17 protein-coding genes and 2 tRNA genes are annotated in these 20,686 nt (G+C 69.9%); 12 read left to right on the forward strand and 7 right to left on the reverse strand.

Features of this window, described 5'->3' with window-relative positions:
• Positions 1 to 42: 42 nt before the first annotated feature.
• Together pepN and FHG54_RS08885 are read right to left on the reverse strand one after the other, a co-directional pair.
• A complete protein-coding gene (gene pepN, locus FHG54_RS08880; protein ID WP_139416951.1) occupies positions 43 to 2,604 on the reverse strand; it encodes an aminopeptidase N in 2,562 nt (853 codons plus the stop codon).
• Positions 2,605 to 2,707: 103 nt separating this feature from the next.
• Positions 2,708 to 4,192 carry an SDR family NAD(P)-dependent oxidoreductase gene (locus FHG54_RS08885; protein ID WP_139416952.1) on the reverse strand — a complete coding sequence of 495 codons (1,485 nt, stop codon included), beginning with the start codon at positions 4,190 to 4,192 and terminating at the stop codon, positions 2,708 to 2,710.
• A 128-nt stretch (positions 4,193 to 4,320) separates the two neighbouring features.
• Between FHG54_RS08885 and FHG54_RS08890 the strand changes: the two genes are divergently transcribed.
• The 8 genes from FHG54_RS08890 to FHG54_RS08925 all read left to right on the forward strand — a co-directional run bounded on the left by FHG54_RS08890 (position 4,321) and on the right by FHG54_RS08925 (position 11,903).
• Positions 4,321 to 4,554, forward strand: coding sequence for a hypothetical protein (locus FHG54_RS08890; RefSeq protein ID WP_139416953.1), 234 nt, complete (start codon positions 4,321 to 4,323; stop codon positions 4,552 to 4,554).
• 9 nt (positions 4,555 to 4,563) lie between these two features.
• The gene (locus FHG54_RS08895) at positions 4,564 to 5,067 is read left to right on the forward strand and encodes a ribose-5-phosphate isomerase (RefSeq protein ID WP_139416954.1); all 504 of its coding nucleotides are present in this window, start codon (positions 4,564 to 4,566) and stop codon (positions 5,065 to 5,067) included.
• Positions 5,068 to 5,070: 3 nt separating this feature from the next.
• Entirely contained in the window at positions 5,071 to 6,081 is a 1,011-nt protein-coding gene (locus FHG54_RS08900) for an Fpg/Nei family DNA glycosylase (RefSeq protein ID WP_139416955.1), read from the forward strand.
• A 22-nt stretch (positions 6,082 to 6,103) separates the two neighbouring features.
• Positions 6,104 to 6,748: an FMN-binding negative transcriptional regulator gene (locus FHG54_RS08905; protein WP_139416956.1), complete on the forward strand. Its 645-nt coding sequence runs from the start codon at positions 6,104 to 6,106 to the stop codon at positions 6,746 to 6,748.
• 20 nt (positions 6,749 to 6,768) lie between these two features.
• Positions 6,769 to 8,301, forward strand: coding sequence for an amidohydrolase (locus FHG54_RS08910; RefSeq protein ID WP_139416957.1), 1,533 nt, complete (start codon positions 6,769 to 6,771; stop codon positions 8,299 to 8,301).
• A gap of 91 nt (positions 8,302 to 8,392) precedes the next feature.
• Positions 8,393 to 9,580 carry a Fic family protein gene (locus FHG54_RS08915; protein ID WP_139416958.1) on the forward strand — a complete coding sequence of 396 codons (1,188 nt, stop codon included), beginning with the start codon at positions 8,393 to 8,395 and terminating at the stop codon, positions 9,578 to 9,580.
• 172 nt (positions 9,581 to 9,752) lie between these two features.
• On the forward strand, positions 9,753 to 11,177 hold the full coding sequence (locus FHG54_RS08920) for a sensor histidine kinase (protein ID WP_139416959.1): 1,425 nt from the start codon (positions 9,753 to 9,755) through the stop codon (positions 11,175 to 11,177).
• A gap of 69 nt (positions 11,178 to 11,246) precedes the next feature.
• Complete coding sequence (locus FHG54_RS08925) at positions 11,247 to 11,903, forward strand: response regulator transcription factor (RefSeq protein WP_139416960.1); 657 nt, start codon at positions 11,247 to 11,249, stop codon at positions 11,901 to 11,903.
• A gap of 9 nt (positions 11,904 to 11,912) precedes the next feature.
• Here the strand turns inward: FHG54_RS08925 and FHG54_RS08930 are convergent, their stop codons facing one another.
• The 5 genes from FHG54_RS08930 to FHG54_RS08950 all read right to left on the reverse strand — a co-directional run bounded on the left by FHG54_RS08930 (position 11,913) and on the right by FHG54_RS08950 (position 17,713).
• Positions 11,913 to 12,641, reverse strand: a complete 729-nt coding sequence (locus tag FHG54_RS08930; RefSeq protein ID WP_233437736.1) for a hypothetical protein — start codon at positions 12,639 to 12,641, stop codon at positions 11,913 to 11,915.
• Positions 12,642 to 12,683: 42 nt separating this feature from the next.
• Positions 12,684 to 13,181: a Dps family protein gene (locus FHG54_RS08935; RefSeq protein WP_139416961.1), complete on the reverse strand. Its 498-nt coding sequence runs from the start codon at positions 13,179 to 13,181 to the stop codon at positions 12,684 to 12,686.
• A gap of 124 nt (positions 13,182 to 13,305) precedes the next feature.
• Positions 13,306 to 13,773 carry a pepsin/retropepsin-like aspartic protease family protein gene (locus FHG54_RS08940; protein ID WP_139416962.1) on the reverse strand — a complete coding sequence of 156 codons (468 nt, stop codon included), beginning with the start codon at positions 13,771 to 13,773 and terminating at the stop codon, positions 13,306 to 13,308.
• A gap of 127 nt (positions 13,774 to 13,900) precedes the next feature.
• Positions 13,901 to 13,974, reverse strand: a tRNA-Gly gene (locus FHG54_RS08945).
• Between the two features lie 88 nt (positions 13,975 to 14,062).
• Positions 14,063 to 17,713, reverse strand: a complete 3,651-nt coding sequence (locus tag FHG54_RS08950) for an SCO7613 C-terminal domain-containing membrane protein (protein WP_139416963.1) — start codon at positions 17,711 to 17,713, stop codon at positions 14,063 to 14,065.
• A 180-nt stretch (positions 17,714 to 17,893) separates the two neighbouring features.
• Here FHG54_RS08950 and FHG54_RS08955 point away from each other — a divergent pair.
• The 4 genes from FHG54_RS08955 (at position 17,894) to FHG54_RS08970 (ending at position 20,660) form a co-directional block, all read left to right on the forward strand.
• Positions 17,894 to 17,967: transfer RNA gene (locus tag FHG54_RS08955), tRNA-Pro, on the forward strand.
• A gap of 50 nt (positions 17,968 to 18,017) precedes the next feature.
• Positions 18,018 to 19,421: a trigger factor gene (tig, locus tag FHG54_RS08960; RefSeq protein ID WP_139416964.1), complete on the forward strand. Its 1,404-nt coding sequence runs from the start codon at positions 18,018 to 18,020 to the stop codon at positions 19,419 to 19,421.
• A 69-nt stretch (positions 19,422 to 19,490) separates the two neighbouring features.
• Positions 19,491 to 20,000: a tetratricopeptide repeat protein gene (locus FHG54_RS08965; RefSeq protein ID WP_139416965.1), complete on the forward strand. Its 510-nt coding sequence runs from the start codon at positions 19,491 to 19,493 to the stop codon at positions 19,998 to 20,000.
• Between the two features lie 72 nt (positions 20,001 to 20,072).
• Positions 20,073 to 20,660, forward strand: a complete 588-nt coding sequence (locus FHG54_RS08970) for an ATP-dependent Clp protease proteolytic subunit (RefSeq protein ID WP_139416966.1) — start codon at positions 20,073 to 20,075, stop codon at positions 20,658 to 20,660.
• The last annotated feature ends 26 nt before the right edge of the window (positions 20,661 to 20,686 follow it).

A 20,686-nucleotide genomic window follows, 5' to 3' on the forward strand; every position in this document is an offset into this window, starting at 1 on the left:
ACCGAAGTACCACACCGACCCGCCCTGAGCGGCCGTGCCCTGCTATTGCGCGTCGCGTGCCTGTGCGGCGAGGGCGCGCTCGACGCCCGCGACGTTCTCGACCACGAGGCGGCGCAGCGCCGGAGCGGCATCGGGGTGCTGATCGAGCCAGGCGTGGCTCGCGTCGACGAGCGCATGGCTGGCGAGCGGCGCAGGGTAGAGCAGGTCGACGAGCTTCTCGGCGATCGCATAGCTGCGGTGCTCCCAGATGTCACCGAGCATCGCGAAGTACCGCTCGACGAACGGAGAGAGCAGCGATCGGTCGTCGGCCCGCACGAACCCGGTCGCGGTCGTGCGCACGATCGAGTTCGTCGCAGTGTCGGTGTCGATGATCGACGCCCACGCGCGCTGCTTGCCCTCGGGCGTCGGCGTCGCCGCGCGGGCGTGCGCGGCCGACTCCTGGCCCGTGGCGGTCTTGTCGGCCTCGAGACGAGCATCGATCTCGGGGTCGCCGGCGCGGCCCGCGGCGACGAGCGCGATGAGCAGCTCCCACCCGAGGTCGGTGTCGATGTCGAGTCCGTCGAGCGTGATCGACCCGTCGAAGAGGCCGGCGAGGTCGTCGACGTGGGAGCCGGCCTCGGCGATCGATGCGAAGGCCTTCACGAACTGGAACTGGGCGTCACTGCCGGCCGCAGCTTCGTTCGCGAGTTGCCACAACCCGTCGGCGAGCGCGCGGCGCGCTTCGGCGCGATTCTCGGGCGCGACGTACGAACTCGCCGCGAGCTGAGCGTTCGCGAGGATGATGCGCAGCGTCGTCGACTCGGTCTCGCTTGCGATGTTGCCGAGCACGAGGTCGAGGTAGGCACTCGCAGTCGTCTCGGCGTCGCGCGTGGCGTCCCAGACGGAGCCCCAGACGAGGGCGCGGGCAAGCGGGTCCGCGATCTCGGAGAGGTTCGCGAGCGCGGCCTGCTGCGAGACCTCGTCGAGACGGATCTTCGCGTAGGCGAGGTCGTCGTCGTTCAGCAGCACGAGGTCGGGGCGTGCCCGGCCGGTGAGCTCAGCGACATCCGTGCGCTCGCCGTCGACGTCGAGCTCGACCCGGTGCTGCCGCACGAGCGCGCCGTCGACGAGGTTGTAGAAGCCGATCGCGAGGCGGTGCGGGCGGATCGTCGGGTAGTCGGGGTTCGCCGTCTGCACCACGTTGAACGCGGTGATCGTGCCGGAGGCATCGGTCTCGATCTCGGGGCGCAGGGTGTTGACGCCCGCAGTCTCGAGCCAGATCTTCGACCAGGCAGAGAGGTCGCGGCCGCTGGCGACCTCGAGCTCGTCGAGCAGATCGGCAAGGGTCGTGTTGCCCCAGGCGTGCTTCTTGAAGTAGGCGGAGACGCCCGTGAAGAAGGCCTCGATGCCGACCCAGGCGGCCAGCTGCTTGAGTACCGACCCGCCCTTGGCGTAGGTGATGCCGTCGAAGTTGACGAGCACGTCTTCCAGGTCGCGGATCTCGGCGACGATCGGGTGCGTCGAGGGCAGCTGGTCTTGTCGGTACGCCCAGCTCTTCTCCATCGAGTTGAACGTCGTCCACGCGTGATGCCACTCGGTGGCCTCGGCGGTGGCGATCGTCGAGGCCCATTCGGCGAACGACTCGTTCAGCCACAGGTCGTTCCACCACTTCATCGTGACGAGGTCGCCGAACCACATGTGTGCGAGCTCGTGCAGGATCGTGACGACGCGACGCTCCTTGATCGCGTCGGTGACCTTCGAGCGGAAGATGTAGACCTCGGTGAAGGTCACCGCCCCGGCGTTCTCCATCGCGCCGGCGTTGTACTCGGGCACGAAGAGCTGGTCGTACTTCGTGAACGGGTAGGGGACGTCGAACTTCGCCTCGAAGTACTCGAAGCCCTGCTTCGTCTTCTCGAAGATGTAGTCGGCGTCGAGGTACTGCGAGAGGCTCTTGCGGCTGAACACGCCGAGGGGGATGACACGGCCGTCGGAGCTCGTGAGCTCGTCGCGCACGACGTCGTAGGGGCCCGCGATGAGCGCGGTGATGTAGCTCGACATGCGGGCGGTGGGCTCGAACGTCCACGTGCTGCGCTCGCCCGTTGCGCCGGGCGAAGCGGCATCGACCGGCTCGGGAGTGGGCTGGTTCGACACGACCTGCCAGTGCGACGGTGCCGTGACGGTGAAGCGGAACTCGGCCTTGAGGTCGGGCTGCTCGAACACGGCGAACATGCGGCGCGAGTCGGGCACCTCGAACTGGGTGTAGAGGTAGACCTCGCCGTCGGCGGGGTCGACGAAGCGGTGCAGGCCCTCGCCGGTGTGCATGTAGCGGCCGTCGGCGACGACGACGAGTTCGTTCTCGTCGGCGAGGTTCGGCAGCTGGATGCGCACGCCGTCGCTCACCTCGGCGGGGTCGAGCTCGACGCCGTTCAGGGTGACCGAGTGCACGGCCGCCGTGATGGCGTCGATGAAGGTCGAGGCACCGGCGGAGGCCGTGAAGCGCACCGTCGTCTGACTGCGGAACACCTCCGGCCCGGTGGTGACATCGAGCACGACGTCATAGTCGCGCACCGAGACGAGCGCGGCACGCTCCTCGGCTTCTGATCGGGTGAGGTTCTCTCCGGGCACATCTGCTCCTTCGGCAGTCATCGACGCGGCTCGTGGCCGCAGGCAACGAGCATCAGCCTAGCTCTCGGCCGGGTTGCGGTCACGGGTCGGCCCCGGTCCCACGTCACCAGTCGGCGCGCACGTAGTCCTTCAGGAACACCCCGGTGACGTCTTCGCCGCCCTCGCCGCGCACGATCGGGTCGTAGACCCTGGCAGCGCCGTCGACGAGGTCGAGCGGCGCGTGGAAGCCCTCCTCGGCGAGGCGCACCTTCGTGGGGTGCGGCCGCTCGTCGGTGATCCAGCCCGTGTCGACGCTCGTCATGAGGATGCCGTCGGCGAGCATCTCCTTCGCGCTCGTGCGCGTGAGCATGTTCATCGCCGCTTTCGCCATGTTGGTGTGCGGATGCCCCGGGCCCTTGTAGCCGCGACCGAACACGCCCTCCATGGCCGAGACGTTGACGATGTAGGTTCGGCGGGCCGTCGACGCGGCCAGCGACGCGCGCAGCCTGCTCACGAGGATGAACGGGGCCGTCGTGTTGCAGAGCTGCACCTCGAGCATCTCGAGCGGGTCGACGTCTTGCACGACTGCGCTCCAGCTGTTCTCGTGGTGCAGGTCGGGCACGAGGCCGCCGGCGTCGATCGCCGTGCGGTCGGCGAGTTTCGCGAGCGAGCTCGAACCGGGCGCGAGTGCGAGTGCCGTGAGGTCATCGGCCGTCATCGTGCCGGCGAAGAGGCCCGACGAGAGCACGGGATGGCTCGACACCGAATCGGCGAGCGCGAGCGGGTGCGCATCGTTGGTGTGGCCGAAGCTCACGAGCTCGGGCATCGGGCCGCCCGGCAGCGGCGAGGACTCGGCCTCGACGAGCGGCGAGTACGAGCCGGGCGAGCGGCGCACGGTCTGCGCCGCGTTGTTGATGAGGATGTCGAGCGGGCCCTGCGCCGCCACGTCATCGGCGAGGGCGATCACCTGGGCCGGGTCGCGCAGGTCGATGCCCACGATCCGCAGGCGGTGCAACCAGTCGCCGGCATCGGGCATCGCGGCGAACCGCCGGGCGGCATCGCGCGGGAACCGCGTCGTGATCGTCGTGTGGGCGCCGTCGCGCAGGAGGCGCAGTGCGATGTACATGCCGATCTTCGCCCGTCCGCCCGTGAGCAGTGCGCGCTTGCCCGTGAGGTCGGTGCGCGCATCGCGCTTGGCGTGGCTCATGGCCGCGCAGTTGGGGCAGAGCTGGTGGTAGAACGCATCGACGAGCGTGTACCGCTGCTTGCAGATGTAGCAGGGGCGCGCCACCCGCAGTTCACCCGCCGTGCGCGCGTCGGTGCCGCTCACGAGGTCGGCGCCACGCGTCTCGTCGTCGATGCGGGTGGGTGCGCCGGTCGCCGTCGCAGCGATGACTGCACGGTCGGCGTCTTGGATGACGCGCCGCTTCTCGAGGCGGCGCGCGACCTTGACCGCCTTGAACATCTTGGCCGTGGCGTGGCGCACGGTCTCGAAGTCGGGGTCGCCCTGGTCGAGCTCGCTGAGGGTCGCCAGCACGCGCAGCGTCGCCTCGAGGTCTCGCGCGTCGATCGTGGGCGCGCTGACGGAGGCGGAGATCTCGGAGGGCATCCGCGAATTCTACCGGCTGGCACCATCACGCTCCGTGTGAGCCGACGGGCCAGCCGCCGCAGAAGCGGCAGCCGAACCTCGTCTTCTCGGCTGCACGTCTGCTCGGCGCCCCGAGCGGCGCATATCCGGTGTTCGCCGGGTGGCTCGCCGAACACTGGAACGACGTGCGCGACGTCGTGCGACAGGTCGTCGAGCTGCCCGGCCATTGGCTCTCGGTCGAGGGGCGGAGCGTGGTGCCCGGCATCCGCGTGCGCGACGATGTGCCGAACGACAGCAGCGACCTCGTGCTCGCCGTCGACGGGGTGCAACGGGCCTGGGCGCACCCGCACGGCCGCGCACTCACGTGGGCGCCGAATCCCTAGACTTGGCGCATGCGCATCCACATCGCGACCGACCACGCCGGCCTCGAGTTCAGCCGCACGCTCGTCGATCACCTGACCAACGGCGGCCACGACGTCGTCGACCACGGTCCGACCGAGTACGACGCACTCGACGACTACCCGGCCTTCTGCATCAACGCGGCGCTCGGCGTCGCCCGCGACGAGGCAGCGGGCGTTCGCGCGCTCGGCGTGGTGTTCGGGGGGTCGGGCAACGGCGAGCAGATCGCGGCCAACAAGGTCCGCGGCATCCGCGCAGCCCTCGTCTGGAGCATGGACACGGCGATCCTCGCGCGCGAGCACAACGACGCCAACGTCATCTCGATCGGTGCGCGCCAGCACACCGTCGAAGAGGCGATCCGCTACATCGACGCCTTCATCTCCGAGCCGTTCTCGGGCGACGAGCGGCACGTGCGCCGCATCGCCCAGCTCGCCGAGTACGAGACGACTGGCGACATCGCCGGCAAGGGCGTCGACGTCGAGGCATCGGCGGAGTAGTCGGTGCCCGAGGGTCACTCCGTCCATCGCATCACCCGGCAGTTCGAGCGCAACTTCGTCGGGCACGCGGTGCGCGCCTCGAGCCCGCAGGGCCGGTTCGCTGCCGGGGCCGCCGAGATCGACGGCCGGCTCATGACGGATGCCCGCGCCGTCGGCAAGCAGATGTTCCTCGGCTTCGAGGGCGATGTGTGGCTGCGCGTGCATCTCGGCATGTACGGGGCGTGGGACTTCGCCGGCGAGATCTTGATGGATGCCACGATCGCCTCGGCGAACGGGCGCATGGGCCAGACCAACCAGGCGGGAACCTTCCTCGAACGCCCGAACCCCGACGCGGCGGTCTTCGACTCGGCCGGTGAGAACTCGCTGCACTCGATCGGAGCGCCCCGCAAGACGCGCCTTCGCATGTCGGAGTCCGAGAAGGAGAAGGACGCCGACGGCTTCGACACCTTTCCGCCCGAGCCGATCGGGCAGGTACGGGTGCGCCTTTCCACCGACACGATCGTGGCCGATCTGCGCGGACCGACCGCCTGCGAGGTGCTCGACCCGGCTCAGGTCGAAGCCGTCGTCGGTCGTCTCGGCCCCGATCCGCTCCTCGACGACGGGCCCGAGGCAGAAGAGCGCTTCACCCGCACGGTCGTGAAGAAGGCCGCCGCGATCGGCCTGCTGCTGATGGACCAGAGCGTCGTCGCCGGCATCGGCAACGTCTACCGGGCCGAACTGCTGTTCAGGGCGAAGCAGAATCCGCACACGCCGGGCAAGGTCGTTCCCGAAGAGCACGTGCGCCGTCTGTGGCGCGACTGGACGAAACTTCTCCGCATCGGCGTCGAGACCGGCCAGATGATGACGATGGACGACCTCGACCCCGAGGCGTTCCGTGCCGCGATGGCCAGCCGTGACGACCGTCACTGGGTGTACAAGCGCGAGGGACTGCCGTGCCGGGTCTGCGGCACGAACATCGTGCTCGAGGAGATGGGCGCCCGCAAGCTCTACTGGTGCCCGTACTGCCAGGCGTGACCGAGACGAAGGGCGACGAACGATGCGACACAATCCGAGCTTCTCCCTGACGAGCGACGGCGAGGTGAAGGGCCTCGTGCGCGAGCACCCGTGGACGACGATCGTCAGCATGACGGATGCCTCGGGCCTCGTCGCCTCGCACTACCCGGTGCTGCTCGACGAGACGGCGGCGGGCATCGTGCTGCTCACCCATGTCGGCCGCCCGGACGAGGTGCTGCACGAGCTCGGCGAGCACGAGGTGATGCTCATCGTCCAGGGGCCGCACGGCTACATCTCGCCGGGCTGGTATGACGCGAACCCTGCAGTGCCCACGTGGAACTTCGTCTCCGCCCACCTCTACGGCACGCCCGAGATCCTCGCAGACGACGAGAACCTGCGGGTGCTCGAAGCGCTCGTCGATCACTTCGAAGACGCGATGCCCGAGCCGCGGCGCATGCGGGGCACGGCCGCGAACTCCGACTACGCCGACCGCATCGCCGCAGGCACCGTCGGCATCCGCATCCCGATCGTGCGGTACGTCGCGAAGAACAAGATGAGCCAGAACAAGCCGGCCGAGACGGTCGACCGCATCATCGGCGAACTCGAGGCAGACGGGCCGTACGCCAGCCCCGCGCTCGCCGCACAGATGCGCCGCACACACGAGGCGAAGCGGGCGGCAGAGGCGTGAGCGCGGTGAATGAGACGGACATGACGGTCGAGACCCCTGGCGTTGCAGATACCGCCGAGCCCCTGATCCTCGCCGGTGCACGCCTGCCGGGCGTCGACGGCGTCGTCGACCTGCACCTCGACGGCGGCCGCGTCGCCGCGGTGCTGCCCGGCGGCTCCCCGCTCGGGGGCGCCGGGGCACGCCGGGCGACGTCGGCCCGCCGTCGTCTCGACCTCGACGGGCGCTTCGTGGTGCCCGGACTGCACGACCGACACGTGCACTTCTCGCAGTGGGCGATGGTCTCGCGCCGACTCGATCTGGCCGGCGCCGAGTCGGCGGCGGCCGTCGCAGCGCTCGTCGGCGCATCCGTCGAAGGCGGCGATGCCGAGGTGATCGGGTTCGGCTACCGTGACGCGCTCTGGGCCGACGCCCCCACCCGCGAGGTGCTCGATGCCGTCTCGGGCGAGGTTCCGGTCGTACTCGTCTCGGCCGATCTGCACGCCTGCTGGCTGAACTCCGCGGCGCTCCGGCGGTACGGCGTCGGCGACGTCGGCGGTGCGAGCGGGGTCCTCCGTGAAGAGCACTGCTTCCGGCTCATGCGCGAGATCGACGACGTGGCCGATGGTGTGCTCGACGGCTGGGTCGCCGATGCCGCGCATCGAGCCGCCGCCCGCGGTGTAGTCGGCATCACCGAGTACGAGATGCGGTGGAACCGCGACGACTGGGTGCGCAGGGTCGCCGGTGGAGTCGACGCGCTGCGCGTGTCGTTCGGCGTCTACACGCAGCACCTCGATCGTGCGATCGCTGAGGGGCTGCGCACGGGCGATGAGGTACCCGGCACCGCCGGACTCGTCACCGTGGGCGGGTACAAGGTGATCACCGACGGATCACTCAACACCCGCACCGCGTGCTGCTTCGACCCATACCCCGGGCTCGGCCCGGACGAGCACCCGTACGGGCTCGCGAACGTGCCGTACGAGGATCTCGTGCCGCTCATGCGCCGTGCGCATGACGCAGGTCTCACACCGGCCGTGCACGCCATCGGCGACCGGGCGAACGCCATGGTGCTCGACGCGTTCGCGGCGGTCGGCTGCGGAGGCTCGATCGAGCACGCCCAGCTCCTGCGCCGATCGGATCTCGCCCGCTTCGCGCGACTGGGGATCGTTGCGAGCGTGCAGCCCGAGCACGCGATGGACGACCGCGATGTCGCCGATCGCTACTGGGCGGGGCGCACCGACCGGGCGTTCATGCTCGCCGAGCTCGCGTCGGCGGGCGTCGAACTCGTTCTCGGCTCCGATGCGCCCGTCGCGCCGCTCGACCCCTGGGTCGCGATCGCCGCCGCCGTGGGCCGCACCCGAGACGGACGCGGGCCGTGGCATCCCGAGCAGGCGATCGAGGCGCGTGCGGCCCTCGCCGCGTCGACCGGAGGGCAGGGCGCCGTGGTGCGTGCCGGCGGCCGCGCGGACCTCGCGGTGATCGATCTCGACCCGTACGCGGCATCCGTCGAAGCACTGCGAGCCATGCCGGTCTCGGCCACGCTGCTCGCCGGACGCTTCACCCACTCGCTTGGGTAGCGATTTCATAAAGTACTCGCCAGCTCGTATGAATTTCGCAAATTCCTCATAAAATGGAGCGAGCGGAGTATGAAACCGCGCGAGGAGAGCGATGAGCACATTCGAGTCGTGGCCGGCCATCGGCGCCGAGACGCTCGACTGGGGGAGCCGATACGCGGAGTCGTCCGCGCTCGAGCGGTACAGCCCCCGGCCGCGAACCTACGACGCTGCGGTGCCGCCGCTGATCGCCGAGCGTGCGCTCCGACCGAGCTCGCAGACCGCCGCGCTCGCGCGCGCGACCGAGAATGAGCTGATCCGCTTCGACGCGTCGTTGGGTGACGAGATGACGGGGTTCGCGCCGTTGCTGCTGCGCTCCGAGGCTGCCGCGTCATCGCAGATCGAACACCTCTCCGCCAGCGCCCGCGCCATCCTGACCGCAGAGATCGGCGACACGAGCAAACGAAACGCCACCGAGATCGTGGGGAACACCCGGGCGATGCAATCCGCCCTCGCTCTCGCCGACGAGCTCACCCCGGAGTCCGTGCGAAAGATGCACCGAGTCCTCATGGACGGCACGAACCACACGCCGGGCGAATGGCGTACCGAGCCAGTGTGGATCGGCACGAGCGCACGCAGTCCCGTCGGTGCCGCGTTCGTCGCCCCGCGGCACGAGCGTGTGTCCGGACTCATGGACGACGTCATGGAGTTCGCCCGAAGGGACGACCTCCCCGTTCTCGCCCAGGTCGCCGTCGCGCACGCCCAGTTCGAGACCATCCACCCCTTCACCGACGGCAACGGCCGCACCGGCCGAGCGCTCGTGCAATCGATGCTCCGTGGCAAGGACATCACCCGTTCCGTCACTGTTCCGGTCTCCGCCGGGCTCCTCACCGACGTGAACGCGTACCACGACGCGCTCACCGCATACCGGGCCGGCGACATCGGGCCGATCATCGAGCAGCTGGCAATCGCCGGTGACGATGCGATCGGCAACGCCCGGATCCTCATCGCCCAATTGCGCGAGACGACCGCCGGGTGGCGCGAGACGGCGAAGCCGCGCAGCGGCTCCCAGCTCGAGCGGGTGCTCGACTATGCGGCCCGGCAACCCGTCTTCACCGCGGCCACGGCGTCTGCTGAGCTCGGCATCGGCACGACGAACGTCTACCCGCATCTGCGAAAGCTCGCAGAGCTCGGCATCCTGAAGCAGAAGGCCGAGTACAAGCTTGGCCGGGTCTGGCGTGCCGACGAGGTGCTCGTCGCGCTCGACCAGTTCGCGGAGCGCGCCGCGCGGCGCCGGGGCTGATCACGCAGCGACGCCCCAGCAAGGTCGTCGGCCCTGCTTCGGGGGAAAACCCCCGCCTCGATTCGGCTGTGCGCCGGCTGTGGCGGATTCGCGGTGATCGCGAGGCTTGAACCATGCCAGTTCGCCGCCATCGAGCCGGGCCAGCGTGCAACGATGACTGAAGGGACCCACCATGAGCACTGACACCAGCATCGCCGGCGCATCGCGAACGCCGGCCGCACGAACGGATGACGCGCCGAAGCGCCGCGGCTACTGGTCGCTGTGGGCCGCGGTTCCGCGCGAGTTCGCCTTTCTCATCCTGACGATGCCGATCGCGATCACCGGCATCGTCGTGATCTCGACGACCTTCTTCACCGGCCTCGGCCTGATCTTCCTCGTCGTCGGCATCTTCATCCTCGTCGCCTCGCTGTTCATCGCGCGCGGTTTCGGCACCCTCGAGCTCGTGCGGTTGCGCTGGGCGGGCGGTTCCGACATCCGTCGCCCCGCGTGGGGTCACGCCGACCGGGGCCGGGGCTTCTGGCGCACGATGACGGCCCCGTTCATCGACGGCCACTACTGGCTCGCATTGCTGCACGGCGTGGTGATCAACCCGATCATCAGCGTCATCTCGTGGAGCCTCACACTCGCATGGACCGCGACCGCGCTCGGCGGTACCACGGGGTGGATCTGGCAGCGCTACATTCCCGACGGCCGGGGCGACGACAGCTTCTTTCTCCACGAGGTGGTCGTCGACTGGCTGGTTCCGGGCAACACCCTGAGCGTCGACCCCCGCGTCGGTGAAGCGGTGTTCGAGCTCATCGTCGGCCTGATCTTCCTCGCCACCCTTCCCTTCGTGTTCCGCGGCCTCACCCTGCTGCACGACGTCATCGCGCGCGGCGTGCTCGGCGCCTGGCGCTCCGAGGCACTCGAACGCGAGGTCGCGCAGCTCGATGCGTCGCGCGGCGCAGCGGTGCAGGCTGAGGACGCCTCGCTCCGACGCCTCGAGCGCGACATCCACGACGGTCCGCAGCAACGGCTCGTGCGTCTGCAGATGGACCTCGCGGCGATCGAGCGCACGCTCGAGCGCGACCCTGATTCCGCTCGCGAACTTCTCGGCGAGGCTCGCGATCAGGCCCGTGAGACCCTCGACGAGCTGCGCGCGCTCTCTCGCGGGTTCGCACCGCCGATCCTGCAGGACCGCGGTCTCGCCGTCGCCCTGCAGTCGCTCGCGGCGCGGAGCCCGATTCCGGTCACGGTCGAGATCGATCTGCCGGCGGATGCCACACTGCCCGCCTCGATCGAACGCAATGCGTACTTCGTGGCCGCCGAACTGCTCACGAACGCCGTGAAGCACGCCGAGGCGAGCGGCATCCGCCTCACCGTCTCGACGCGTGACTCGGGGGCGATGACCGGGCACTGGCTCGACCTCTGGGTGAGCGACAACGGCCGCGGCGGCGCGGCCCTGAGCACCGGGCATGGGCTCGTCGGTCTCGAAGACCGGGTGCGCGGCCTCCGCGGCATGTTCGTCGTCGAGAGCCCCGTGGGCGGGCCGACCACGATCGGCTCGCACATTCCGTTCGCGCCGCTCGCAGCGGGGGAGTCCGCGCCGCAGAGCTGACCGAGCAGCGGATGCCTCGCGGCCCCGCGGCCGCGAGGCATCCGCTCGCCCGCCGATAGTGTGGGGTGCATGACCGATCGCGCCCCGCTCCGCATCGTGCTCGCTGAAGATTCGGTGTTGCTGCGGGAGGGGCTCGTTCGACTCTTCGACGAGGCCGGCTTCGAGACGGTGGCAGCGTACGGCGAGGCCGATTCGCTGCTCGCGGCGCTCGACGAGACCCGCCCCGACCTCGCGATCTTCGACGTGCGCATGCCGCCGACCTTTCGCGACGAGGGAGTGCGCGCCGCGATCGAGCTGCGGCGGCGACGGCCGAAGACGGGGGTGCTGCTGCTCAGCCAGTATGTTGAAGGCACCTACGCCCACGAACTGCTCTCGTCGGGCGAAGGCGGCATGGGCTATCTGCTGAAAGACCGGGTCGCTTCCCTCGACGAACTCGAAGACGCGGTCGAGCGCGTCAGCCAGGGCGGCACCGTGCTCGACCCGCAGGTGGTGCGCGAACTGCTCGCCCGCCGCAGCGACCCGCTCGAGACGCTGACGCCCCGCGAACGCGAGGTGATGACGCTCATGGCCGAGGGCCGCACGAACGCCGGCATCGCGAAGCAGCTCTTCATCGGTGTCGGCGCCGTGGAGAAGAACGTCACCTCGATCTTCCAGAAGCTCAGCCTCGAAGACTCGGGCACCGACCACCGGCGCGTGCTCGCCGTCCTCACCTGGTTGCAGCGGTAGCGCTGCTCGTCACGCGCGGGGCGTGCGCCGCAACGGCACGTGCGTGTGCAAGACCTGCCGGTAGCTGCGGAACCCCTTGAGCATCCAGATCCCGAACTGCATGATCGCGACGACCACGCCGATCGCGATCGCCCAGCCGATGCCGGCACCGAACGCAAACGCGAGTGCACCGACGAAGAGCCCGACGAGCGCGGTGTTGACCACGAGCATCAACATCATCGAACTCGCGAACACCTGCGATCCGTCGCGCATCGCGTATGGATAGTACGTCGTGCCGGCACCGAGTTCGTCGTCGGACGTGCTCGTGATGAAGTACCGCTCGATGCCGGGGTCGAGGTCGAGATAGGCGCCGCGCAGCCGATTCATCGCGAGCACGTGGGCCAGGTCCTCGGTCGCCGTGTTGAAGACCCTCAACTGCGTGATCACGCCGAGGAAGACGAGGAGGAGGAGCACGCTGAGTGCGGCAATCCCGAACCATCCTCGGAAGGCCGTGGCATTGCCGAGCACCCCGAGCGTGACGAGCCCCGCCGACACGAGCGTGAGGAAGATCGCGATGCGAGTCAGCACCTCGCTCTGCGTCGTGCTTCGCGAGGCGAGCAGGCTCCAGTGCTCGGTGGCGAGCATCTGCGCGCGAAGCGACTTCTGCGCGTCGGTCAGGGGCGGGTCGGATGCCGCGCCGGAACCCCCGCCCGCGGCATCCGCCGAAGACGGAACGGGCCCGGGTGCGTCGGCCGTCATACCGGCATTCTGCACCCGGGCCCGTCAGGCCGCCATTGCGAGTTACTTCACCGCGACGTGCGAGAAGAGGAACCAGCGGTCTTTGTCGAGGCCGCGGCGGATCTCGATCATGACGTCTTGACTCACCGGGTCGAGTTCGTCGAGGCCGTCGATCGCGTCGGCGACCTTCTCGGCGGCGAGGTCGATCTGCGCGACGACATCGGCGATCGCCTCGTCGTAGGGCTGGAATCCGAGCTTCGGGTTGACCGCCCCGCTCTTGTCGGCGACCGACTTGAGACGGCCGTCGACGGGCAGTCCGAGTGCCACGACCCGCTCGGCGGCCAGGTCGGCCCACTCCTGCGCGTGCGCCACGACATCGTCGAGCAACTCGTGCACCGCGATGAAGTTCACGCCGCGCACGTGCCAGTGCGCCTGCTTGCCGTTGACGGCGAGGGCGACGAGCTCCTGCACGGCTGGGGTGAGGAACTGGGCGACGCCCGAGGCCACATCGGCGTTCGCGCCGGCCTTCAGGGTCTTGGGAGCAGTCTTCGTGTCGGTCATGTGGTCCGCCTTCCCTGGAACGTATGTCGTGTTCAACGCTACGCCGGTGCCCGTATATTTCAAGGAAGGGAAGGCTCGGCTGATCTGGGGTTGCAGCTGTGCGGTCGCGCCGTCGTCGCCCCTCTCATTCGAGTTCGACGCGGATCGGGTCGGTCTCCATCGGGCCGCCGCATTGCTCGCTGCCGCCGGTGCGGCGCCAGTCGAGCTCTTCCGCGGTCTTCGTCAGGGTGGAGCCATCGGCGCCGAGTACCTCGATGGTCACATTCTCGGGTGCGTACAGGTCGAGGTCGACGCGCCAGTGGCCCTCGCCGAGGTCGGTCGCGAACCAGAGCGGTCCCGAGGGCGGCGGCGTCATCGCGACCGCCGCCGGGGTTGAGCATCCGAGTTCCGCGCACAGCACGATGAGGTCGGCGCTCGCGGCATCCGGCCCGGAGAGCACGACGTCGACCTGCTTCAGGTACCCGATGGTGGAGCACACGCTCGGAAGCAGCCCGCCGGCGCATCCGGAACCGCCGAGCGTCACCACGGCGGCCAGCGAGACGGCTTCGAGGCCGCGACGCGGGCGACGTCGCCGGCTGTTCGCGTCGGGCACGGCACCTCCTGAGATCGGGCTCGAGCCGATCATCGCGCGGATCCGCAGCAGACAGCGGGGGATCACGGTCTTCGTTGCCGAACCGTTGCGAGTAGCCGTGCTGAGCAGACGGAGGCAGCAGAGGAGATGGAGGGGATGACGGGAATCGAACCCGCGTAATCAGTTTGGAAGACTGAGGCTCTACCATTGAGCTACATCCCCGCGTACCCGCTCGTGGGCACTGGATCATCGTAGTACACGATGACGCTCGTTCCGTGACGCGCGCCGTGGTGCGGGCCGCGTCGCGCGCCTACCTCAGTGCCGCGATCGAGCGGATGGTGCCGCGCGCGAGACGCAGCTGGCGTTCGTAGGTCGCGGCGAGCACGACGAGCAGCACGCCCGCGATGCCGAGCCACAACCACCACCACACGGCCTCGTAGAGTTCGGTGATCCATGGCCAGAACTGCACGAGCGCGTGCGCGAGCAGCACCGCGCCGCCGAGGAGCAGTGGAGCCTGCAGGCGGCGCACGGCGCCGACGACGAGCACGATGACCGCGACGACGCCGAGCGTCACGATGCGCCAGAGCTGGGGATCGGTGAAATCGGCGATGAGGGGCGGAACGAGCAGCACGGCAAGGCCGGGGCCGAGCGCCGGCCAACTGCCGAGCTCGGGCGAGCGGAGCATGCGGAACCACCCGGCACCGATGAGGGCGACGCCGACCGAGGCGGTGACGACGTCGAACGGGTCGACCCGACCCGACGCGAGCGCGACCACGCCGCCGACGACGAGCAGGCCGAGCGTCGTCCAGCCGAACGCCGTGCCGGCGATCGGGCGGGCAGTGGTCGCGGCGCCGGCGACGTGGGCGAGCGCGAGCACGGTGAAGAGCACGGTCGCTCGCAGCATCGGCGATTGACCGTCGACGATCTCCAGGAGGGTCGGCAGGGCGGCGAGGGCGACGGATGCCGCGAGCAGCGCCTCGGCCGGCCACGCCGGCCGAGACGCGGTGCGGGCCCACATCACCGCGATCGTCACGCCCGCCGTGAGCGCGACGAGAGGCCAGAACTCGGCGGCGAGCACACTGTCGGCGTCACCGACGGCGACCGCGGCACCGCGCACCAGGCCGGCCCCGATGAGGGCGACCCACCCGGCGAGCACGCCGAGCAATCGCACGGGCACCCCACGCGCAAGGTCGGGAAGGAAGATCGCGGCGATCGCGACGACGATGCCGATCGATACGAGCACGAGGGTCCGCAACTCCGAGGCGCCTGCCATGCCGACGCTCGGGAGCACCGCCACGGCCGCAGCGGTCGCGAACAGCGCGGTACGGCCCTGCGCGGGGGCGCCGCCGCTCGTGCGTCGCCAGGTGATGAGCGCGCCGGTGACGGCGAGGGCCGCGGCGAGGGGCAGGGTGTACGCCTCGATGTCGTCGACGCCGCCGCCCGAGAGCCACGACCACACGGTGGCCACGCCGAGCCCGAGGCTCAGCCAGCCGAGGTGGCGAACCGGCCGATCGCCGCCGATCGGGTCGCCGTCGAGCGCCGCGAGCACGAGTGGCACCGGGGTGAGCAACAGGAGCACGAGCCAGGGCGCACCGCTCTCGAACGGGCCGACGAGACCCGAGACGAGAGCGGCGATTCCCACCACGCCCACGGCCAGGCCCCAGACGGGGCGCACCGACCGCCGCGGCACCACGTGCGCGAGCGCCGCTGCGAGCAGCGCAGCACCGGAGAGCCCGATCCCGACGAACTCACCGCCGTATGCCGCATCGACGACGACCGCGGCGACGAAGGCGAGTGCGAACGGGGTGACCGCGGCGAACGCGACCCGCAGCGTCTCGGGTGCGCCGAACCGCAGCCAGACGACCCCGGCGATGACGAAGATGCTCGCGGGCAACCAGCGCCACGAGGCATCCGCCTCGAACGCAAGCGCCCCGATCGAGATGACGGATGCCGCGAACAGCGGCGTCACCGCGCAGAGACGGTCGCCCGTGCTGCCTGCGCGCACGAACGGGGCGAACGCGAGGAGGACGGCCGTCGCGACCCCGGTCCACATCCACGGGTTCGCGGCATTCGCGTCGCCGAAATCTCGCCACAGGGGCACCGAGAAGACGGCGGAGGCGAAGAGCGTCGATGCGACGGCGAGGTGCGCGGACCCGACCGCCGCCGCTGCCGCAGACGGCCACACCCGGGCGGAGAGCACGCGCCCGGCGACCGCGATGACGATCACCAGCGCCGAGACCCAGGGCCAGACGGCGGCGCTGGAGTATCCCGCCCACCACGCGAATGCGCCGCTGCCGACGCCGGCGACCGCCGACGTGGCGAGCAGGCCGGGGATCGCGAATCGCCGCTGCACGACGGCGAGGCCGAGCGCGCCGCCCGCGATCACGAGCAGCACGGCTGCGGCGACCGCCGGACTCGGGGCGACGGCGGCGGCCACGATGCCGCTCGCGAACGCGGCACCGATCGGGATCGCGGCCAGCACACGACCGCGGCGCAGGAGCACGCTGACGACGAGGGCGCCCGCCGCAACGACGACCGGCACGAGCACCGCGGCGAGGTCGTGCCCGGGCACGGGCGGCGACAGCCGTTCTCCGGGCTCGAGGCTCCACGCCGGCACGCTCACCGCAAGGCGGGCCCAGACGAAGGTCAGAGCGAGCAACAGGCCGGTCAGAGCCGAGCAGGCCGCGATCACGACCGCGGCGATGCACGCCGCGAGCGAATCCCGCGCCGTCGCCCCGGCGAGGCGGGTTCCGGCCGCGAACGCCGCGGTGACGAGCCCCGCTGCGGCGGGCGCGAGCCAGGACGAGAGTTCGGTGTCGAACTCCGTGAATATCGAGACCGTCGCAGCGAGGGAGAGGCTGAGGCCGAACATCGGCGCAGCGAGCCGCCTCCAGATCGGCGCGAGGCCGTGACGGGCACGCACCGCGACGAGCGCCGCAAGCCCGACGGCTGCCACGGCGAGGTACGTCCAGAGCTGGTGCCACGCCGAATCGGCCAGCGCCCAGAATGCGGGGATGAGCGCGAGCGCCCCGGCCGTGAAGCCCGCCGTCATCACGATCGCACGCTCGACCGTGCGGGGCAGGAGCACGGCGACGGAGCCGAGGAGTGAGACGGCGAGCAGCCCGAGCCACCATGCCGTACCCCACTCGTCGCTCGGCGCCGCCTCGCTCACGAGCAGGAACACGCCCACTGGCGCGAGAGCGGCCGCAGCCAGTCCCGTCACACGGATGCCGCTCACGGCACACACTCCGATGAGCGCGGTCGCGACGACGAGCAGCGCCCCGCCGGTGTAGCCGGCAGCGCCGAGCGCGTCGGTGCCGAACAGCCCGTTGGCGCGCACGATCCACACGTCGAGCAGCAACAGCACGATCGCGACGGATGCCACGCCCTCGGCGGTGCCCGGCAGGCGACGGGCCCGGAGCAGCCACGCGACCCCGAGCACGAGCACGCTCGCGACGGCGATGATGACCGAGCGCACCTCGAGACTCGCGACGAGGTAGGCGACGAAGAGGAACACGATCGCCGTGATGGAGATGAGCACGACGCCGAGCGTCAGCAGCAGCACCTGCACGCCGGAGCGGCCCGAGCGCGCAGGTGCAGCGGTCGCAGGCACCGGAGCGGACGGTGCGGGTGCCGGCGCAGGCGCGACGGGCGCCTGCGAGGGCGCGGGCGCCGTGGCATCCGTCGACATGGTCGGTACCGCACCGGCAACCCGGGCCGCTTGCGCTGCGCGCATGCTCGAGATGAGCGACTGGCGCGCCGTCTCGCCGTCGAACACCCGGCGCCCGGCGCCCAGCAGTTCCGAGGCCGCCGGCACCGACAGGTCGAGTCCGCACACGCTGCACACCGCCGAACTCAGACCCGCGAAGCACGCGGGGCAGCGAGCGGTGTCGAGCAGCTGCGCCGGGCTCGTCGGCCAGCGCCGCACGTCGGAACGGTCGGTGGGAAGATGGTCGGCCATTCGCTCACTCTGCCATGACGCGGCGCCTCGGCAGCGGATCATCCACAGCGGCTCGCCGCCGGTTGCACGGGCCGCGCACAACGAACGCAGCGCGCTGTGCAGTAGACTTTCCCGGGTCCATCCGTCTGAGGCGTGCTTCGGCATGCCCACGCGGCTGAATCGACGAGTTGAGTCGCGACTCGGGGCGTAGCTCAGCTTGGTAGAGCGCCCGCTTTGGGAGCGGGAGGTCGCAGGTTCGAATCCTGTCGCCCCGACGAGTTGCCCGACTCGACACGAACTTCCCACACAACAGGAGATCTTCCACATGCCGACCACTTCGGTTGAGAAGCTGAGCCCCACTCGCGCCAAGCTCACCATCTCGGTGACGCCCGAGGAGCTGAAGCCCAGCATCGCCCACGCGTACGAGCACATCGCCGAGCAGATCAACGTGCCCGGTTTCCGCAAGGGCAAGGTGCCGCCGCCCATCGTCGACCAGCGCGTCGGCAAGGGCGCCGTGCTCGAGCACGCCGTCAACGAGGGCCTCGACGGCTTCTACCGTGCCGCCGTCGCCGAGCACGAGCTTCGTCCGCTCGGCCGGCCCGAGGCCGACATCGTCGAGTGGCCCAGCGACAAGGACTTCTCGGGTGAGCTGCTGCTCGCGATCGAGGTCGACGTGCGCCCCGAGATCGAGCTGCCCGCCTACGACGGCCTCGAGCTCACGGTCGACTCCGTCGAGGTCGCCGACGACGAGGTATCCGAAGAACTCGACCGCCTGCGCAGCCGTTTCGGCACGCTCATCACGGTCGACCGCCCCGCCAAGACCGGTGACTTCGTGACGCTCGACCTCGTCGCGAAGATCGAAGACGCCGAGGTCGACACCGCGAGCGGCATCTCGTACGAGCTCGGCTCGGGCGACCTCATCGAGGGCATCGACGAGGCCCTCGACACGCTCTCCGCCGGCGAGACCACGACCTTCGCGTCGAAGCTCCTTGGCGGCGACCACGAGGGCGAGACCGCCGAGATCACCGTCACCGTCTCCGCCGTGAAGGAGCGCGAGCTGCCTGAGGCCGACGACGACTTCGCGCAGATCGCGAGCGAGTTCGACACGCTCGCCGAGCTGACCGACAGCCTGAAGGAGCAGGTGGCCCGCAACAAGTCGTTCGGCCAGGGCAGCCAGGCCCGCGACCTCCTCGTCGACAAGCTCCTCGAGCTCGTCGAGGTGCCGGTCGCGCAGGCGGTCATCGACGACGAGGTGCACCGTCACCTCGAGAACGAGAACCGTCTCGAAGACGACGAGCACCGCGCCGAGGTCGCCGAATCGAGCGAGAAGGCGTTCAAGACGCAGATCCTGCTCGACACGATCGCCGAGGCCGAGAAGGTCCAGGTCAGCCAGGACGAGCTGACCCAGTACCTCGTGCAGGGTGCCGCCCAGTACGGCATGGAGCCCAACGAGTTCGTGCAGATCCTCAGCCAGAACAACCAGATCCCCGCCATGGTCGGCGAGGTCGCGCGCAACAAGGCGCTCGCGATCGCGCTCGGCAAGGCGACGGTGACGGATGCCGCGGGCAAGCCCGTCGACCTCTCCGAGTTCACGGCTGTGGCCGAGGCAGAGGCAGAGGCAGAGGCAGAGGTGGTCGACGAGGCGGAAGAGATCGTCGAAGACGCCGAGAGCGCCGAGAAGCCCGCGCCGAAGAAGCGCGCGTCGAAGAAGAAGGCCGACGCCGAGTAGTCGGCGAGCGAACCCCACGGGGCCGGGCGGTTCGCCCGGCCCCGTTCCGTTTCACGAGAAGGAGCCACGATGGTCGACGACTGGGAGCGGCGGATCGCCGACGTCTGGAGTTCTGCTGCCGGTTCCGTCGTCGATCACGAGGTGATCGTGCAGATCGACGCCCTCGCCGCGGAGCGCGGCGACGACGACGCGCGGGCGATCTTCGAACGCGCAGGTGCACGCGACTCGGCCGGTCGCCCGGCCGAGGCGGTGCCGCTCTATCGGCGCGCGCTCGAACTGGGACTCGACGAGGAGCACCGGCCGCAGGCCGTCGTCCAACTCGCGAGCAGCATCCGCAACCTGGGTGATCTCGACGAAGCTCTGCGACTCATCGAGGCGGAGCACCGTGAGCACCCCGACGCGCCGTACCGCGACGAGGTCGCGGCGTTCCTCGCGCTCGCCCTCGTGAGCGCCGGAGACGCGCGCCGCGGGGCATCCGTCGCCCTCGCGGCGCTCGCCCCGCACCTGCGCAGGTACACCCGGTCGGTGAGCGCGTACGCCGCTGCGCTCTCCGGCGTCGACGACGCGGCATCCGCCTAGGGCGAACAGCCCCGTTCGCGTGCGTTGCAACGGATAGATTCGAGTGAACGCGACAACGAAACGGAGCGACACATGGCCGAAGCGACACCCAGCCCCGGTGTTTTCGATCGACTGCTGAAGGACCGCATCATCTGGCTGGGGTCCGAGGTGCGCGACGAGAACGCCAACGAGATCGCGGCGAAACTGTTGCTGCTCGCTGCTGAAGATGCCAAGAAAGACATCTACCTCTACGTCAACTCTCCGGGCGGATCGATCACGGCGGGCATGGCGATCTACGACACCATGCAGTTCGTGCCCAACGACATCGTCACCGTCGGCATCGGCATGGCCGCATCGATGGGCCAGCTCCTGCTCACAGCGGGCACCAAGGGCAAGCGGTACATCACCCCCAACGCGCGCGTGCTGCTGCACCAGCCGCACGGCGGGTTCGGCGGCACCGCGAGCGACATCCAGACCCAGGCGCAGCTCATCCTCGACATGAAGAAGCGCCTCGCCGAGATCACCGCGGCGCAGACCGGGAAGTCGGTCGAGCAGATCAATGCCGACGGCGACCGCGACCGCTGGTTCAACGCGCAGGAGGCGCTCGAATACGGCTTCGTCGACCACATCCGCGAATCGGCACTCGACGTGGCCGGCGGCGGCGGAACCGACCAGGCATAGGCACCGAGAGAAGAGAGAACGAGCGA

This window comes from Agromyces laixinhei, from assembly GCF_006337065.1.
GTDB lineage: Bacteria > Actinomycetota > Actinomycetes > Actinomycetales > Microbacteriaceae > Agromyces > Agromyces laixinhei.

What these genes read in the sequence shown, in the direction of transcription:
- FHG54_RS08885 (WP_139416952.1), bottom strand. Translation starts at nt 4,192, where the DNA reads ATGCCCTCCGAGATCTCCGCCTCCGTCAGCGCGCCCACGATCGACGCG.
- FHG54_RS08895 (WP_139416954.1), top strand. Translation starts at nt 4,564, where the DNA reads ATGCGCATCCACATCGCGACCGACCACGCCGGCCTCGAGTTCAGCCGC.
- FHG54_RS08905 (WP_139416956.1), top strand. Translation starts at nt 6,104, where the DNA reads ATGCGACACAATCCGAGCTTCTCCCTGACGAGCGACGGCGAGGTGAAG.
- FHG54_RS08910 (WP_139416957.1), top strand. Translation starts at nt 6,769, where the DNA reads ATGACGGTCGAGACCCCTGGCGTTGCAGATACCGCCGAGCCCCTGATC.
- FHG54_RS08915 (WP_139416958.1), top strand. Translation starts at nt 8,393, where the DNA reads ATGAGCACATTCGAGTCGTGGCCGGCCATCGGCGCCGAGACGCTCGAC.
- FHG54_RS08920 (WP_139416959.1), top strand. Translation starts at nt 9,753, where the DNA reads ATGAGCACTGACACCAGCATCGCCGGCGCATCGCGAACGCCGGCCGCA.
- FHG54_RS08925 (WP_139416960.1), top strand. Translation starts at nt 11,247, where the DNA reads ATGACCGATCGCGCCCCGCTCCGCATCGTGCTCGCTGAAGATTCGGTG.
- FHG54_RS08930 (WP_233437736.1), bottom strand. Translation starts at nt 12,641, where the DNA reads ATGACGGCCGACGCACCCGGGCCCGTTCCGTCTTCGGCGGATGCCGCG.
- FHG54_RS08935 (WP_139416961.1), bottom strand. Translation starts at nt 13,181, where the DNA reads ATGACCGACACGAAGACTGCTCCCAAGACCCTGAAGGCCGGCGCGAAC.
- FHG54_RS08950 (WP_139416963.1), bottom strand. Translation starts at nt 17,713, where the DNA reads ATGGCCGACCATCTTCCCACCGACCGTTCCGACGTGCGGCGCTGGCCG.
- tig (WP_139416964.1), top strand. Translation starts at nt 18,018, where the DNA reads ATGCCGACCACTTCGGTTGAGAAGCTGAGCCCCACTCGCGCCAAGCTC.
- FHG54_RS08965 (WP_139416965.1), top strand. Translation starts at nt 19,491, where the DNA reads ATGGTCGACGACTGGGAGCGGCGGATCGCCGACGTCTGGAGTTCTGCT.
- FHG54_RS08970 (WP_139416966.1), top strand. Translation starts at nt 20,073, where the DNA reads ATGGCCGAAGCGACACCCAGCCCCGGTGTTTTCGATCGACTGCTGAAG.